13 protein-coding genes are annotated in these 15638 nt (G+C 71.2%); 3 read left to right on the forward strand and 10 right to left on the reverse strand.

Annotated elements, in window-relative coordinates; all coding sequences use genetic code 11:
- Positions 1-14 precede the first annotated feature (14 nt).
- The 6 genes from efeB to B9S57_RS32455 all read right to left on the reverse strand — a co-directional run bounded on the left by efeB (position 15) and on the right by B9S57_RS32455 (position 6077).
- Positions 15-1328, reverse strand: a complete 1314-nt coding sequence (gene efeB / locus B9S57_RS32430) for an iron uptake transporter deferrochelatase/peroxidase subunit (protein WP_103760722.1) — start codon at positions 1326-1328, stop codon at positions 15-17.
- A 5-nt stretch (positions 1329-1333) separates the two neighbouring features.
- Positions 1334-3277 carry a copper resistance CopC/CopD family protein gene (locus tag B9S57_RS32435; protein ID WP_103760723.1) on the reverse strand — a complete coding sequence of 648 codons (1944 nt, stop codon included), beginning with the start codon at positions 3275-3277 and terminating at the stop codon, positions 1334-1336.
- 14 nt (positions 3278-3291) lie between these two features.
- Positions 3292-3738 (reverse strand): copper chaperone PCu(A)C, encoded by a 447-nt coding sequence (locus B9S57_RS32440; RefSeq protein WP_103760724.1) that lies wholly within the window; start codon positions 3736-3738, stop codon positions 3292-3294.
- Positions 3735-4391 (reverse strand): SCO family protein, encoded by a 657-nt coding sequence (locus tag B9S57_RS32445; RefSeq protein WP_103760725.1) that lies wholly within the window; start codon positions 4389-4391, stop codon positions 3735-3737. Before B9S57_RS32445 ends, B9S57_RS32440 begins: the two co-directional genes overlap by 4 nt.
- 48 nt (positions 4392-4439) lie before the next feature.
- On the reverse strand, positions 4440-5171 hold the full coding sequence (locus B9S57_RS32450) for a YcnI family protein (protein ID WP_103760726.1): 732 nt from the start codon (positions 5169-5171) through the stop codon (positions 4440-4442).
- A 102-nt stretch (positions 5172-5273) separates the two neighbouring features.
- Positions 5274-6077, reverse strand: coding sequence for a hypothetical protein (locus tag B9S57_RS32455; protein WP_103760727.1), 804 nt, complete (start codon positions 6075-6077; stop codon positions 5274-5276).
- A gap of 283 nt (positions 6078-6360) precedes the next feature.
- Between B9S57_RS32455 and B9S57_RS32460 the strand changes: the two genes are divergently transcribed.
- Positions 6361-6948 carry an ATP-binding protein gene (locus B9S57_RS32460; RefSeq protein ID WP_103760728.1) on the forward strand — a complete coding sequence of 196 codons (588 nt, stop codon included), beginning with the start codon at positions 6361-6363 and terminating at the stop codon, positions 6946-6948.
- Positions 6949-6998: 50 nt separating this feature from the next.
- Here B9S57_RS32460 and B9S57_RS32465 read toward each other — a convergent pair whose 3' ends face one another.
- Both B9S57_RS32465 and B9S57_RS32470 read right to left on the reverse strand, forming a co-directional pair.
- Positions 6999-8462: an aminopeptidase P family protein gene (locus tag B9S57_RS32465; RefSeq protein WP_103760729.1), complete on the reverse strand. Its 1464-nt coding sequence runs from the start codon at positions 8460-8462 to the stop codon at positions 6999-7001.
- Positions 8463-8569: 107 nt separating this feature from the next.
- Entirely contained in the window at positions 8570-9940 is a 1371-nt protein-coding gene (locus B9S57_RS32470; protein WP_103760730.1) for a PP2C family protein-serine/threonine phosphatase, read from the reverse strand.
- A 655-nt stretch (positions 9941-10595) separates the two neighbouring features.
- Here B9S57_RS32470 and B9S57_RS32475 point away from each other — a divergent pair.
- On the forward strand, positions 10596-11279 hold the full coding sequence (locus B9S57_RS32475) for a bifunctional DNA primase/polymerase (RefSeq protein WP_103760748.1): 684 nt from the start codon (positions 10596-10598) through the stop codon (positions 11277-11279).
- 742 nt (positions 11280-12021) lie between these two features.
- Here B9S57_RS32475 and B9S57_RS32480 read toward each other — a convergent pair.
- Complete coding sequence (locus tag B9S57_RS32480; RefSeq protein WP_103760731.1) at positions 12022-12987, reverse strand: DUF5926 family protein; 966 nt, start codon at positions 12985-12987, stop codon at positions 12022-12024.
- Between the two features lie 127 nt (positions 12988-13114).
- Positions 13115-13729 carry an ATP-binding protein gene (locus B9S57_RS32485; RefSeq protein ID WP_258036733.1) on the reverse strand — a complete coding sequence of 205 codons (615 nt, stop codon included), beginning with the start codon at positions 13727-13729 and terminating at the stop codon, positions 13115-13117.
- 198 nt (positions 13730-13927) lie between these two features.
- Between B9S57_RS32485 and B9S57_RS32495 the strand changes: the two genes are divergently transcribed.
- Complete coding sequence (locus B9S57_RS32495; RefSeq protein ID WP_103514838.1) at positions 13928-15622, forward strand: ISAzo13 family transposase; 1695 nt, start codon at positions 13928-13930, stop codon at positions 15620-15622.
- Positions 15623-15638 lie beyond the last annotated feature (16 nt).

Consider the following 15638-nt stretch of genomic DNA (forward strand, 5'->3'; position numbering starts at 1 on the left):
CGGGCCCGTGCGCCTCACGCCTCCAGCAGCCGCTGCCCCACGTACTCCCCGGACGCCGCGCCTCCGGGTACGGCGAAGAGACCGCTGGCCTCGTGCCGGATGAACGGCGAGAGCGCGTCCCCGCGGTCCAGTTTGCGCTGGACCGGGATGAAGCCCTTGAACGGATCGGCCTGCCAGCAGACGAAGAGCAGCCCGGCGTCCGGGGTGCCGTCGTCGGAGATCCCGTCGTGGTAGGAGAAGGGACGGCGCAGCATGGCCGCACCTCCGTTCTTCTCGGGGGAGGAGATCCGGGCGTGCGCGTTGCCGGGGATCAGCAGCTTGCCGTCCGGCCCCGCCTTGTCGAGGTCCATCGCCGTGTCCTCGGAGCCGCCGCTCAGGGGGGCGCCGTCCGCCTTCCGCCGGCCGATGACCTGTTCCTGGCGCGTGACCGTGAGCTCTTCCCAGTCGTCCAGGAGCATCCGGATCCGCCGGACGACCGCGTAGGATCCGCCCTCCATCCAGGCGTACGCCGACGAGCCGCCGGACGGGACGAAGATCCGCTCCTGGAAGTCGCTCTCGGCCGGCTTCGGATTGTTGGTGCCGTCGACCTGGCCCATCAGGTTGCGCGCGGTCATCGGCCGCTCCGTGGTGCCCGGGGTGCGGTTGAAGCCGTTCATCTGCCACCGCACCCGGGCCGTCGGGCCGGCCTCCTTCTGCAGGGCGCGCAGCGCGTGGAAGGCGACGAGCGCGTCGTCGGCACCGATCTGCACCCAGAGATCGCCGTCGGAGCGCCCGGCGTCGAGGTGGTCGGACGAGAACGCGGGCAGCGGGTCCAGAGCGGCCGGACGGCGGTCCGTGAGGCCGGTGCGGGTGAAGAAGGTCCGCCCGAATCCGAAGGTGACGGTCAGGGAGGACGGCCCGGCGTCCAGAGCGATGCCGGTGTCGTGTCCCCGGCCGCTCTCCGCCGGCTCACCGGCCATCAGCCGCTCCGACACGGCGGACCAGCGGCGCATCAGGGCAGCCGCCTCCGTGCGCCCCGACCCCGGCGTCAGGTCGAAGGCGACCAGATGCCCGCGCGCCTGAAGCGGAGTGGTGATCCCCGCTTGGTGTTTCCCGTGAAACATCGCCTCGGTCGAGCCGACCGTGGTGAGCGCCGTGGGCGCCTCCCCGCGGCTCGCGGCGTAGCCGCCGGCGCCGCCCGCCGCGCCCAGGACGAGCCCGGCCGCACCGGCCGCTCCCGCGCCGCCGATCAGCCGCCGCCGGGAGACGACGCCTCCGCTTCCGGTCCCTGATCCGTTCCGGGCGGCGGCGGTGCGCCGCGTTCCCGGGTCGTCCTTCTTCTTGCTCACCCTGCTCAGCCGATCTTCACGTTCTTGTCGATGGTGGTCTGGTCGATGTCGGACGTCCGCACGGTCACCGCGACCTTCCAGTCGCCCGCCATCGGGATCTGTACACCGCTCGCGGTCCAGTGGCCCTCGGTGAGGCGGTCCGGGACCACCGGCAGCGGGCCGATGTCCTTGGACTCCAGGGTGAAGGCGAGCTTCACCTCGGGTACGTCCAGTGGGCGCCGGTCGGGCCCGTCGACCCAGAGGTGCACGCTGTTGGCGCCGGTTCCGCCGGGCGAGATGTCCAGGCGCACGGTCCCCTTGCCGTTCCGGCCGCCGGTGTCGAAGGGCAGGCTCAGGTTCACCTGCCCGCCGGTCAGCGGAACGGGGGCCGTCGTGGTGTTGCCGCGGGCGGCCTCCTCCTCGGTGCGGCCGGGTTCGGTGGACGTCAGGATCGTCGTCACCACGAGGAGCACCACGGCGATGCCCGTCTCCACCAGCACGGACCGGCGCAGTCCCGAGCGGTCCGGATCGGCGTCACGGGTGCGCTTCTCCTTGGTCGCCGTCAGAGCCGCACGCTGCCGGGAGAGCTGCGCGGCGCGCTCCGGGCCCACTTCCCCGGAGGACGCGACGGCCGGAGCGGCCGGTTCCTCCGGCACCGTGGTCTGCGACGGCTCCACCGGAGCAGCGGCATCGCCGGTCCTGGCACGTTCGGTCAGGCGCGCCGTCCACCGCCGGGATGTCCACGCGACGCCGACGAGCACGGCGACGAGCGCCACCTTGACGAGCAACAGCTGCCCGTACCGGGTGCCGGTCAGCGCGGACCACGAACCCACCTGACGCCAGGACTGGTAGATCCCGGTCGCGGTGAGGACGAGCACGGCGGCGAACGCCATGCGGGAGAACCGCTGTACCGCGTCGCTCGTGATGTCCGGTGTCCGGTGGAGGGCGACCAGTAGTGCGGCGAGCCCGCCCAGCCAGGCGGCGACGGCGAGCAGGTGGAGCACGTCGACGGGCATGGCGATGCCCGGCTGGATTCCCGTCGAGGCGTGCTCGGCCAGGGCCCAGGTACCGGCGATTCCCGCGGCGATGACGGTGCCGCCCGTCGCGAGTCCGAAGGTGAGGTCCTTCCTCTCCTGCTCGTCCTCGCGCTTCGCGTACGCCCCGAAGAGGACGGCGATGAAGAGCGCGGAGGCGCCCAGGAGCAGCAGCCGGGAGACCAGCGCGGCCCCCGGCTTGGTGTCGAGCACGGCCTGCAGGCCGTTGAGGTCGAAGGCGTCCGCGAGCTTGCCGGAGCCCGTGTAGGGGCTCCGCAGGAGCAGCATGGCCAGGGTGGCAGCGGTGAGCGTGACCCAGCCGCGTACGACGAGACGCTGCAGCGGCCGCGCCCCGGCTCCGCGCTGCCAGCAGGCGAGCACGAAGGCCGACCCGCCCGCGAGCAGGATGAACCCGGCGTAGGCGGTGTAGCGCGCGATGCCGTAGAGCGCGCCAACGAGACCGCCGCCCGCTCCGCCCGAGGGGAGCGTGACGGTGGTGTCCGAGGGGGCGCCGATGGAGAAGGTGAAGGCCCCCGCCACCGGGTGGCTGTCGGCGGACACGGCCTGCCAGGCGACGGTGTACGTGCCGTCGGGCAGACCGCTGTGGAGCTGGACGCCGTACCGGACGGCGCCGCCGCTCGTCAGATCACGGGGAGCACCGTCGTCGGCCCGTTTCCCGCTCGGGTCGAGGACCCGGATCGAGTCGTCGCCCATCGCGATCTGCTCGGAGAAGGTGAGGGTGACCTCTTCGGGGGCGGTGGCGACCACCGCCCCGTCCTGCGGGTCGCTCCCGGTGAGCGCGGCGTGCGCGGACGCGGGGCTCGCGCCTGCCAGCACCAGGCCGAACAGCAGGCTGATCAGCGTGGCGAGGAGCGCGACCGCGGCGTGCGGCCGTCGTGTCGGGGAGGGCCCGAGGGGCGGGGCGGTGGCTGCCATGGGGTGTCAGTACCTCAACTCTTCTTCGGGTTGTAGGTGGTCTCCTTCACGGGGATGTCGACCGTGATGGGATCGGCCTTCTCGAAGTGCAGCACCACGGAGACCGTCTCCCCCCGCTTGGGCTGCTCCTTGAGGTCCGTGAACATGATGTGGTTGCCGCCCCGTTCGAGGTCGAGTTCGCCGTCGGCGGGCACCTCGAACGACGTGACCATGCGCATCGTCCGGTCCTTCGTCTCGTGGATGGAGACGTGGTCGGAGAGAGAGCTGGTCACCGAGGTGAGCCGGTCGGTGGTGTCACCGCTGTTCTTCACGAGCAGGAAGCCGGCGGCCATGTCGCTGACGGGCTGCGGCATGAAGGCCCCCGTCACCTCCAGCCGCGGCGCGCTGTCGGAGGAGCATCCCGTCAACGCCAGTCCGGTGGTGAGGGCCAGGGCGCCGGCGACTGCCGTGCGACGGTTCACGGGGTCTCCCCCTTGACCAGCTTCGGAAGGTCCTCGGTGTAGTCCTCGGCCGTGGTGTCCTCGCCGTAGAGCACGTATCCCTTGTCGGTCTTCGGGGAGAACGCGATGACCTGGGCCCCGTGCATCGAGACGACCGTGCCGTCCTTCTCCTTCTTGGGAGCGCTGATGCCGATGCCGATCTGCCGTGCTCCCGCCTGGATGGTCGGGAAGTCGCCGGTCAGGCCGGTGAAGTCGGGGTCCTGAGCCTTGAGCCAGCTGCCCAGGGACGCCGGGGTGTCCCGCTCGGGGTCCGTCGTGACGAAGACGACCTGGAGCTTCTCCTGGTCGGCCTTGGGCAGGGCCCGCTTGGCGAGGGCGATGTTGCTCATGGTCAGCGGGCAGACGTCGGGGCAGTTGGTGTAGCCGAAGTAGATGAGGGTCGGCTTGCCCTTGGTCTTCTCGCGCAGGTCGTACTTCTTGCCGTGTGTGTCGGTGAGCACGAGGTCCGGCTTGGTGAACGGCTGGTCGAGCACGGTGGCGGGCTTGGACCCGGTCCCGGAGGAGACCTCCGCGACGGAGTTGTCCGCCGAGTCCTGGCCGCTGCCGCAGGCCGAAAGGGTCAGTGCGGCCACGGCGGCGAACGCCGCGGCCAGCACCGTCTTCTTGCTGTGCATGGAGAGCTGATTCCTGATCTGTGAATGCGGGTGGTGGAGCGCGTGGGATCAGGCGCTGCGGCGGCGGCTGGCCAGCACACCGAACGCGACCCCCGCGACGCCGACGACGATGCCGACGATGCCGAGGACACGGGCGGTGCTGTCGCTGTTCGACGAGGACGCGTCGTCCGAGGACGCCGTCGTCTCCGTAGCCTTCTCCTCGGCGCCGCCCTTGTCGTCGGCGGCCGCGCCGTGGGCGTCGGCGGCCGGGGCCGTCAGCGCGAGGACGGGAGCCGGGCTCTCGGGCTCTTCGCCGCCCTCCGTGGGCTCCTCGATCCAGCGGACGACTTCCTTGTTGCTGTACGTCTGGAGCGCCTTGAAGACGAGCTGGTCGGCGTCCTCCGGAAGCTGCCCGACCGAGAGCGGGAACTGCTGGAAGAAGCCGGTCTCGATGCCCTTGCCGTCCGCGGTCCAGGTGACCTTGGAGACGGCCTCGTTGATCTTCTTCCCGTGCACGTCGAGCGGTTCGGCCAGCTTGCTCTTGGTGACCTCGATCTTCCAGCCGGCCACCGGCTGCGGGCTGACGGACGCCAGCGGGTGGTCCGTCGGGAAGTTCACCTCGAGCTTCACGGTGGAGGCGTCGTCACGCTCGTTGGGGACCTTGAAGTTGACGGTGGCGTAGCCGCCCTTGGCGGCCTCGCCCACGGGCTGCACGCTGACGTGCGCGGAGGCGGTACCGGCGAGCAGCAGGACGGTGGACGCTGCGACGCCGCCGACGAGGGCGATACGGGAAACGTTCATGGCAGGGATCACTCCACAGGTCACGAGGAAAAGGCGGTCCGGCGCGCGGAGGCGCGTCGGCATCACGACCACCTCCTCACCACATCCGGCGGAGGGGTCGCGTCAGGCTGCGTGTACGTATACGGACGGCGGCCCGCGCCTGATCACCATGTGCTGCAGCGGATCCCCGGTGGCCGGTGCTGCGTCGTCCGCGGTACGGCGGAGGGGACGCGGCCCGGTCGTGGGACGACCCGGAAGTCCCGCACGCAGGGCGCGTACGAGTGCCATGGCCGCCCGCAGCGCGCGCAGCCTGGCTCCGGCCGCGAGCTGCCGGCCGCCCTGCGCCGACAGCCTGGCCAGCCGGAACAGCGCGATCTCACCGCGGCGCAGCAGCCAGCCCGTGGCCAGAGCGGCGAGCAGGTGCCCGAGGAACATGGGCAGGCTGGGCAGGCAGGACGTCATCATCGCCAGGGCCGTCGGACCGGCCGAGGAAGCCAGGTGTGTGTGGCCCTGGGCGACGGTGGCCGGATCCAGGCCCGCCGTGGTCACGATGCGATGCGCCTCACCGGCGCTCAGCTGCGCCGGTCCCGCACCGCACACCAGGCCGGCGGCGAAGCGGATGAGCGAGTCGTCCCCGGAGCCCGCCACGGCGGCCGGCGTGTGCCGTCCGAGCCCGAACAGGACGTGCAGGGCGAGCTGCCCGGCCGCGAGGGCGGCGGTGATCGAAAGGAGGGCCCGTTCCCGTCCGGCGAGCGCCGCGGTGACGGCGAAGACGCCGGCGAAGCCGGCCGCCAGGGTCCAGCCGGGGACACTCGCGCCCGAGGCGAACCCGTGCCCGGCGGCGGCGAGCACGACGCAGACCGCGGTGAACACCGCGGTCCTCAAAAGCCGCATACCGGCTCCGGCGCGTGCGACAGGCATAGACATGGCCGGGTCATCATCCCACTGTGCCCCCGGTCTCCGTACGGCAGGTCCGGAAGGTCGGCATCCGTCCCCATCAGGGGGTGATCAGGGTGTGTTGCACCTGTTCACGGATGCTCCGGGACCCCCTCCCCGAATCCTTCCGGGGCCCCCTCCGGGCCCGGCATACACCGGTGAACGGAATATCCGCATCCGCCGAATGAGCGCTGTCACAGCGGATCCGGGCTTACGACGTGCTCAACGCGGCAATACGTAACGGTATGTCGAGCCGCAGCCAGGAGGCTGGAGCATGAGCATGTGGTGGTCACTCCATTTGCGGCGCGAAGCTGCGAGCGTTCCGCTCGCCCGTCGTTTTCTGCTCGGCACCATGGAGACCGCGGGGGTGGATCCGGACATCTCCTACGATCTCTCCGTCGCGCTCAGCGAAGCCTGTGCCAACGCCGTCGAGCACGGTGGCGACCGCAGGGGCACCGGTGAGGCCGGAGGCGTGGGTCTCGTCCCCGCCGACGACGAGCAGTCCGGGCACGCCTGCGGGCGGTACCGGGTCACCGCGTATCTGGACGGCGAGAAATGCCGTATCGAAGTCGCCGACTCGGGGCCGGGTTTCCCCTCCCGGCGCACGCTTCGCACCGCCGCACAGTCGCCCGCCGGGTATCCGGCGGATCCGCAGCCGTACGTCGCGCACCCGACGGGCGACCCCTCGCGCACGTGCACCGTGATGCCCCCGCCGGAGACGGCGGAGAGCGGCCGCGGACTGGGCCTGATCGAGGAGCTCGCCGATCACGTCCACTTCGGCAACCGCCCGGGACGCGGCGCGGTCGTGAGCTTCGACAAGATCCTGAAATGGCGGGAGGGCGCGCTGCTCATGGTGTCCTGAGCGGCGCGCCGTCCCGGCGTACGGGGCGCGGTCCCGCGCGCCCGGCCGTGTCAGCCCTTGAGCCGGGCCATCCACGCCTCGACGTCGTCGGCCCGGCGCGGCAGCGCCGCGGAGAGGTTCCGGTTGCCGTCCCCGGTCACGAGGATGTCGTCCTCGATCCGGACGCCGATGCCCCGGTACTCCTCGGGCACCGTCAGGTCGTCCGCCTGGAAGTACAGGCCGGGCTCGACCGTGAGGCAGACCCCCGGCTCCAGGACGCCCTCGACGTACGACTCGGTGCGTGCGACGGCGCAGTCGTGGACGTCCATGCCGAGCATGTGGCCGGTGCCGTGCAGCGTCCAGCGGCGCTGGAGACCCAGCTCCAGGACCTTCTCCACGGTCAGGTCGCCCAGCAGGCCCCACTCGACCAGCTTCTCGGTGAGGACCCGCTGCGCGGCGTCGTGGAAGTCGCGGAAGGCGGCGCCGGGCTTCACGGCCGCGATGCCGGCCTCCTGGGCCTCGTACACCGCGTCGTAGATCTTGCGCTGGAGCGGCGTGAACGTGCCGTTGACGGGCAGCGTGCGGGTCACGTCGGCGGTGTAGAGCTCGTCGGTCTCCACCCCCGCGTCGAGCAGCAGGAGCTCGCCCGCGCGGACGGCGCCGTCGTTGCGGACCCAGTGCAGCGTGGTGGCGTGCGGTCCGGCCGCGCAGATCGAGCCGTAGCCGATGTCGTTGCCGTCGACCCGGGCGCGCAGGAAGAACGTGCCCTCGATGTAGCGCTCGCTGGTCGCCTCGGCCCTGTCGAGGACCTTCACGACGTCCTCGAAGCCGCGCGCCGTGGCGTCGCAGGCCTTCTGCAGCTCGGCGATCTCGAAGTCGTCCTTGACCAGGCGGGCTTCGGAGAGGAAGACGCGCAGCTCCTCGTCGCGCTCCGCGGTGACCTTGTCGGTCAGGGCGGCCTCGATGCCCGCGTCGTGGCCGCGGACGGTGCGCACCGGTCCTGTGGCCCCGGCCAGTGCGGCGGGGAGCTCGCGGACGTCCTTCGCCGGGATGCCGAGCAGCTGCTCGGCTTCGGTGAGGGAGTTGCGGCGGCCGACCCAGAGCTCGCCCTGGCCGTCGAGCCAGAACTCGCCGTTCTCGCGGTCGGAGCGGGGCAGGAGGTAGACCGTCGCCTCGTGCCCGCCGTCGGCCGGCTCCAGCACGAGGACGCCGTCCTGGGTGAGGTCGCCGGTGAGGTAGGCGTATTCGGTGGAGGCGCGGAAGGCGTACTCGGTGTCGTTGGAGCGGGTCTTCAGGTTGCCCGCGGGTACGACGAGCCGCTCGCCGGGAAAGCGCGCGGACAGTGCGGCGCGACGGTCGGCGGTGTGGGAGGCCTGGGCGATCGGCTCCAGGCCGTGCAGCTCGGTGTCCGCCCAGCCGGACTTCATGTTCTCGGCGAGCTCATCGGAAATGCCCGGGTACAGGCCGTTCTTCCGCTGCTTGATCGGCTCTGTCTCCGCTGTTTCCGGGGTCTCCGGGGCGAGCTCCTCAGACACGTTATGTCCTCCTTGTACGACACTGGGCCTTCTCCATCGTACGGGCGTACGGAAGGGGGCCCGGTGCCGGAAGACCTCTTACCGCCCCGGGGCGGTAGCCGGGGGGCTCAGTCGAAGCGCGCGGCCAGCAGGGCGACGTCCTCGGTGCCGTCGCTCCCGTCGAGGCCGTCGGGGAGCACGACCCGCAGGATGTGGTCCGCGACCATCCCGGGATCCTGGCGCAGGGCCTTCGGTACACCCGCCGCCGCCGCGTGCAGCCGCGCGAACGCCCGGTCCGTGGTGGAGCCGGTGCGGCGGAGCAGCCCGTCGGTGTAGAAGAGCACGGTCTCGCCGGGGAGAGGCTCGAATTCCACGCTGGGCGCCTCCCAGCAGGAGAGCATGCCCAGCGGCGCGGAGAGGGTCGTCTCCACGAATTCGGTGCGCCGCTCGCCCGTCACCAGCGGCGGGGTGTGCCCGGCACCGGCCAGCAGGATCGTGCGCCGGTCCGGTTCGCAGTACGCGTAGAGGGCGGTCACCGCGGTGGCCGGTTCGGTCAGCCGGAGGAACAGTTCGAGGTCGGAGAGTACGGCGACGGGGTCCTCGCCCTCCATCACGGCGTAGGCCCGCAGGCCGGCGCGGAGCCGGCCCATGGCGGCCAGGGCGCTCGGCCCCGAGCCGCCGACCGAGCCGACGGCCAGGCCCAGCGCGTCGTCCGGCAGGGGCAGTGCGTCGTACCAGTGACCGCCGCCACCGGGCGCGGCCCTGTGGCGCGCGGCCAGTCGCACTCCGGGGATCCGGGGCAGTCTGCTGGGGCGGAGCTCCTCCGCGAGGGCGGCGACGTCCGCCCTGGCGCGCTCCAGCTCGACCAGGCGGGCCAGGTGTTCGGAGGCGTAGCGGGCGTACACCCCGACGAGATGGCACTGGCGTTCCAGCGGCTGAGCCGGTTCGTCGTACAGCCAGACCGCCGCACCGAGCCGACCCGCGGTCCCGGCGGTGAGGGGCTGCGTGTAGCTGGCGGCGTAACCGAGCTGAGCGGCGACCGCGCGGCAGCGGGGGTCGAGGCCGGTGTCGCCGAGGATGTCGGGGCTGGCCAGCGGGGTGTCGGCCTCGGGGAGGCCCTCCAGGAAACGGCCGTGCGCCGTGGCGTTGCGCGGCACCGTCTCGATGTGGCCCAGTTCGGCGTGGGCCAGGCCGAGCCCGATCGTCCGTGAAGGGCCGTCGCCGCCGGCGGGTTCCAGGACGAGGAGCCCGCGGCCCGCTCCGACGAGGGCGGCTCCGGCGCTCAGGAGCTCGTGGAGGGCGCTGTCCACGGTGCTGGTCCCGGCCAGCCGTTCGGTCAGTTCGTGCAGCGTGGTGAGGTCGGAGACCCAGCCGGCCAGCCGGTCCTGGAGGAAGGCGCCGGGGGCGGAGGGGGCGGCTTCCGTAGGGGCGGCAGTGTGCGTTGAAACAGGAACCATGGGATCGATTCCAGCCACTTTCGGAAGGTGGGGGGCGCTCATGGCAGTCGGCTTTCCGACCGGTGCGTTGTGTCGAATAGCATCGCAAACCCCCCATGTCGTTCTGCGCCGCTATCGGTGCAACCACAGGTGCACGCACCCACATGTACACGCACAAGTGAGGTGATGTCCAGCATTGTCCTTACGGTATTTATGGTGCCGTGGGAGAGTTAACTTGGCCGAAAAATGCACCCCCGGGCGGCTTTTTGAGGTCGACTGGGTCCGCTCGACAGGGGGCGCCCTCGGGGTGAAATGCCGGAGGGAGCGTCATCCCGAGCATGCTGGGTACGTAATCGTGGATGGCCAGGGGCAGTTGTGACCGCCCCGGAACCCGACAGCGAGCCCGGGCGTCCACACTGGTGACGGCCGCCCGCCCACCGTCCGAGTGGCGGGGATGCACAAGGGACGGCACGCGCGGTGCGCACGCCGACCGCGCGATGTATTGACTGGACTCGGCTCGGCTCAACTCGGTTCGACTCGGCTCAGCTCCATTCTGTTCGGTTCCACTCTGCTCGGCTCGGCTCACGCTCGGCACCGACTACTCGTCCGTACCGCAGATCCGATGAGCAAGCACGCACAGCGAAGAGACGCACACGTGGTGTAACGAGCACGTGGTGTGATGTGGACCTCGGCGTTCAACGGAAAGGAACGAGCGCTCATGCGCGAGATCCTCGGAAGGCGACGCAGGCACCGGCCCCGGCGCAAGGGAAGTTCCGCCCAGCTCGACGCGGCGCTGTTCTTCGCCACCGTCCGGAGATGGCCCGTGCTCCCCGGAGCAGGGCTGGCGGCCGCAGCCGCACGCGGTGAACGCGGCCGCGGCTGCGCCTGTCCCGACCCCGAGTGCGCCGTACCCGGCGCACATCCCTTCGACCCCGGTCTCCTCGCGGCGACCACCGACGCGCGCATGGTGCGCTGGTGGTGGACCAACCGGCCCACCGCCCCCGTGGTCCTCGCCACCGGCGGCCAGGCGCCCTGCGCGCTGAGCCTGCCGGCCGTGGCCGGAGCCCGGGCGCTGGCCGCGCTCGACGCGACGGGGCTGAGGCTCGGCCCCGTGGTGGCGACCCCCACCAGGTGGTCGCTGATGGTCGCGCCGTACACCCTGGAGCGTCTCGGTGAACTGCTGCACGCCAAGGACCGGGTGCCCAGCTCCCTGCGGTTCCACGGGGAGGGCGGCTATCTCGTCCTGCCTCCCTCCGAAGTGGGGACGGGGCAGGTGCGCTGGGAGCGCGCACCGGCTGCCGGGAATGCCGTGCCGTGGCTCCCGGACGTGGAATCGGTCCTGGACGCGCTCGTCGAGGCGAGCAACGAGGCTCCGGACGGCGGCAGTCGGCTCGCCTACTGAGCGGACGGCCACGCGGTGGCCCGGGACGCCGGGCGTCCGCGCACGAACGGCAGTCGACGGCGAAGGCGGCGCGAGCGCGACGGGCGGCTCACTCGTTCAGGGAGCGGGGCCGCCCGGGTTCCGCGTGGCCGGGCGGCCTGCGGGCCGGGCGGCGACCCGGGCGCGCGGGGTGTGCGTGCGGGCGTGCATTTACCGCACCGATTCCGGCCCGATTCCCGCCCCGTAAAGGGTCCTGGCCGCAGGCTTTCTGACGGTCCTTTCGGGGATTGTGGAAAAGGTGCGCGCGGTGATGCCGGTGTGTGTGATTCCCCGGTGTCGTGGGGCATTCCAGGGAACCGGCAGGCATCCCGGATTTTCTGTCCGAAAGCGAACGCCCGGTACGGCCGGAGGGCCGGGGCGCGCGTCGCTCCGGCGCGGAACGGAGGCCGGCCGGTGGGCAGGAGCCGACGGGCGACGACCTGTGGCGGGGCGGATGCGGGTGAGCGGGGACAGGCTCCGGGCCTGGCGGTCGCCGCAGGTGGCCGAGCACGGGCGTGCCCCGGCGTGCGCCCCAGTCGTACGGGCCCGGAAACGAGGACGTCCGGCCGCTGGCGACGGGGGATGCACCAGCGACCGGACTTCCAGAACCGTAACAAGAGATCTGCCGTGTGCAAATTCGATCTCGCCTATTCGGACAGCTATTTACCGACGGGTACGGCGAGTTGTGACGGGAGTCACCGCCGTACCCCGGCCCCCGTCACTGTCAGCTGAGCGTCACTTGGCGGTTGGTGAGCCCGCCGCGTGCCCTGCGCTCCTCGGCCGTGAGCGGAGCGTCGGAGGCGAGGGCTTCGGCGAGCCGCTCCGCGAACTGTGCCGCGGGCTTCTCGCACTCCTCGGCCCCCATCGCGCTCGGCAGGTCCCAGACCGGAACCATCAGGCCGTGGGCGCGGAACGAGCCCACCAGGCGGGTTCCTTCGCCGAGCGAGGAGGCGCCTGCCGCGTGGAGCCGGGCGAGGGCGTCGAGGAGCTGCTCCTCGGCGTGGGGCATGACCCAGCGCAGGTGGTTCTTCTCCGGCGTCTCGCACCAGTAGGCCGCGTCCACACCGGAGAGCCGGGTGGTCGGGATGGCCGCCGCGTTGGCGCGCTCCAGGGAGGCCGAGACCTCCGCCGTGGCGCTCGAAGCGTCCGGGACCCAGAACTCGAATCCGGAGTGCACGACCGGCTCGAACACGGCGGCAGGGTCGAGGACGTCCTGCAGTCGCGGGCCGTCGGCGGGCACCCGGCGGGCGGTGACCGGTGACCCGGGCGCGGCCTCCAGCGCACGCTGCAGGGTGTCCGCGAGATCGCGGCTGAGGTCACCGGACGACGTGTCGTTCTGCAGGGCGAGCAGGACCGAGCCGTCGTCACGGCGCAGCGCCGGCCAGGCCATCGGCAGCACGGTCGCCAGCGACACGGACGGCACACCCTCGGGGAGCCCGTCCTTCAGCGTCAGTTCGACGGTGGCGGCGGGGACGAGCTCGCGCAGGGCGATCCAGTCGCACTCGCCGGAGATTCCCTCGAAGGGACGCTGGACCAGCTCGGTCACGGCATGGGCGGCTGCGCGTCCGTGACATGCCTTGTAGCGGCGGCCCGAACCGCACGGGCAGGGCTCGCGGGCCCCTACGACCGGGATTTCACCGTCCTTGAGCTGCGGCTTCCCGGCCTTGGACTGAGGGCGCTTCTTGGCCATGGTGGGCGTTCTCCCGATTGCGACAGTGCGGTCTCGGGCGCGAGCCTAGCCGCCCCGGTCGGTGCCGGGGCACACCTGCTGTGGCGCCTTCGCGGCCCACTGCTCCGGGGCGCGGGCCCCGCCGCTCTCAGCCTGCGTCGTCGAAGGCTTCGAGCGCCTCGGCGATGTCCAGCCCGTCGAGCGAGCCGAAACCGCTCATCCCGCTCATCCCGCGCAATCCGTCCAGTGCGGTCATGCCGGTCTGTTCGCGGCGCGATGACCTCGTGCGGCCCGGTCCCGCTGTGGGAAAGCCGCCGTGTCCGTGACCGGAGGAGACCAGGGCCCAGACGGTGACCTCACCGACCGTGTCGTCCCGGACGCCCCACTCCTCGGCGAGGGCGCTGATGATGTTGAGTCCCCGTCCACCGCGCGCGGTGACCGACGGTGTGGCCGGGACCGGCCTGGTGGGCCCGCCGCCATCCGTGACCTCGACGGTCAGGTCGCCTCTTCTGCCCACGCGCCATGCGGCGCGGATGTCGCCGTCACCCACCTCTGAGTGCTGCCCCAGCGGCCTGCCGTGCCGGCACGCGTTGCTGAGGAGTTCGGAAAGGATCAGTACAGCGTCGTCGACCACGGTGTCCGAGACTCCGTTGCTGCGCAGTTGCTCGCGCATGCGGTGCCTCGCCTGCCCCACGCCCGCAGGGCCATGGGGTACATCCATGCTCGACGACGCGGGCACTTCTTGTGCCACCACAAACGCCACCCCCGAGACCTCCTTCGCCCCACGCCACGGATTGGATGCCCCTCTGTACTGCGCCGGAAACCGGCCAAAGCCCTGTCAGTGATGCACTCGTAACGATCGATTGCGGAGTGAATGCGCCGGTGCACCCCCTGTAACTGACCCTAAGGGCCTGCCGGGAAACAAGCCGTCGCTTCCGGGATTGTGGCTCGTTGTTGTGGTATGGGGAGATCGGAGGGGATCGAGACCGGGCTGGCGGCGAAGTTTCAGGCGCTGTTCCCGCACTTGGACGAGCGTCAGCGGCGACTGACCATAGGAGCGGAGGCACGCTCGCTGGGGCATGGCGGGATCAGGCTCGTCGCTCGCGCGGCGGGGGTGCGTGAGGGCACCGTTTCACGCGGGGCTGCTGAACTTGAGTCCGGTGACGTGCTGTTGGGACGGGTCCGCCGGGTGGGCGGGGGCCGCAAACGGGCGGTGGACCTGAATCCGGGGCTGCGGCCCGCGCTGCTGGCTTTGGTGGAGCCGAATGTGCGTGGGGATCCGATGTCACCGCTGCGGTGGACGGTGAAGTCGACGCGGCAGTTGTCCGCCGAGCTGGTCCGGCAGGGCCATCGGGTCTCGGCGGACACGGTGGCGGCGGTGCTGCGCGAGGAGGGCTTCAGCCTCCAGGGCAACGCCAAGACCACCGAAGGCAAGCAGCACCCGGACCGGGACGGACAGTTCCGCTATATCAACGACCAGGCCAAGGAGTTCCAGGCAGCAGGCGACCCCGTGATCAGCGTGGACACCAAGAAGAAGGAGCTGGTGGGCAACTACAAGAACGGCGGGCGCGAGTGGCATCGCAAGGGGGAACCGGTCCGGGTCCGTACTCACGACTTTCCCGACGCCGATCTGGGCAAGGCGATCCCGTACGGAATCTACGACCTGGCCGAGGATGCCGGCTGGGTCAACGTCGGCACCGATCACGACACCGCAGCGTTCGCCGTCGCCTCCATCCGCCGCTGGTGGCATGCGGCCGGACATGCCGCCTACCCGCACTCCGGACGCCTGCTGATCACCGCGGACGCAGGCGGTTCCAACGGACACCGGACCCGCGCCTGGAAGTTCGAGCTGGCCGCCCTGGCCCTCGAGACCGGCCTGGAGATCAGCGTGTCTCACTTTCCTCCAGGTACTTCAAAATGGAACAAAATTGAGCACCGGCTGTTCTCCCACATCACGATGAACTGGCGAGGCAGGCCGCTGACCAGCCATGACGTCATCGTCAACAGCATCGCCGCGACCACCACCCGCACCGGCCTCGCCATCCGGGCCGAGCTCGACACTGCCCTCTATGAGACCGGATTGAGGGTCAGCGACGGGCAGATGACCGCCTTGCCGCTGAACCGCCACGACTGGCATGGCGACTGGAACTACACCCTGCGTCCCGAGGAGCACCGTCGGGATGGAATCCCTCCCGTACTGCCTCAGCTCCAGCCCGGCCCCGGCCGCGCCTGGCTGGTCCACCCGGCCCTGACCGGCATGGACGACGAACGATGGGGCCAGCTCATCGGTGAGCTGGCGGCGGCCCGCACGGCCCAGCGGGAAGACGACCTACACCAGCGGCGCGGCGGCGACCGGCAGAAGACTCCCGCCGCCGGCCTCTACACCGGCCGGCGCCCGGGCCTCACTCTCGTCGACCGGCTCCTGGCCACCCTCCTCTACGAGAGGCTCGGGCTTCCCCAGGTCGCCATCGCCCGCCTCTTCGCGGTCGCGCCCCAGACCATCAACCGGCGCATCCGCAAGACCCACCAACTCCTCGACGAGATCGGGCACATCAACGCCCCGGCCGAGCACCGCCTCGCCACCCTGGACGACCTCGCAGACCTCGCCACACAGCTCGGAATCACCCCGCCACCGGAGATCAAGACGGCGAGTTGATAATCGGCAGGCCCTA

The organism is Streptomyces sp. SM10, assembly GCF_002910915.1.
GTDB lineage: Bacteria > Actinomycetota > Actinomycetes > Streptomycetales > Streptomycetaceae > Streptomyces.

Coding starts and splice junctions, on each gene's coding strand:
- B9S57_RS32450 (WP_103760726.1), bottom strand. CDS start 5,171: ATGAACGTTTCCCGTATCGCCCTCGTCGGCGGCGTCGCAGCGTCCACC.
- B9S57_RS32480 (WP_103760731.1), bottom strand. CDS start 12,987: ATGGCCAAGAAGCGCCCTCAGTCCAAGGCCGGGAAGCCGCAGCTCAAG.
- B9S57_RS32445 (WP_103760725.1), bottom strand. CDS start 4,391: ATGCACAGCAAGAAGACGGTGCTGGCCGCGGCGTTCGCCGCCGTGGCC.
- B9S57_RS32455 (WP_103760727.1), bottom strand. CDS start 6,077: ATGTCTATGCCTGTCGCACGCGCCGGAGCCGGTATGCGGCTTTTGAGG.
- B9S57_RS32460 (WP_103760728.1), top strand. CDS start 6,361: ATGAGCATGTGGTGGTCACTCCATTTGCGGCGCGAAGCTGCGAGCGTT.
- B9S57_RS32495 (WP_103514838.1), top strand. CDS start 13,928: ATGGGGAGATCGGAGGGGATCGAGACCGGGCTGGCGGCGAAGTTTCAG.
- B9S57_RS32475 (WP_103760748.1), top strand. CDS start 10,596: ATGCGCGAGATCCTCGGAAGGCGACGCAGGCACCGGCCCCGGCGCAAG.
- B9S57_RS32470 (WP_103760730.1), bottom strand. CDS start 9,940: ATGAGCGCCCCCCACCTTCCGAAAGTGGCTGGAATCGATCCCATGGTT.
- B9S57_RS32435 (WP_103760723.1), bottom strand. CDS start 3,277: ATGGCAGCCACCGCCCCGCCCCTCGGGCCCTCCCCGACACGACGGCCG.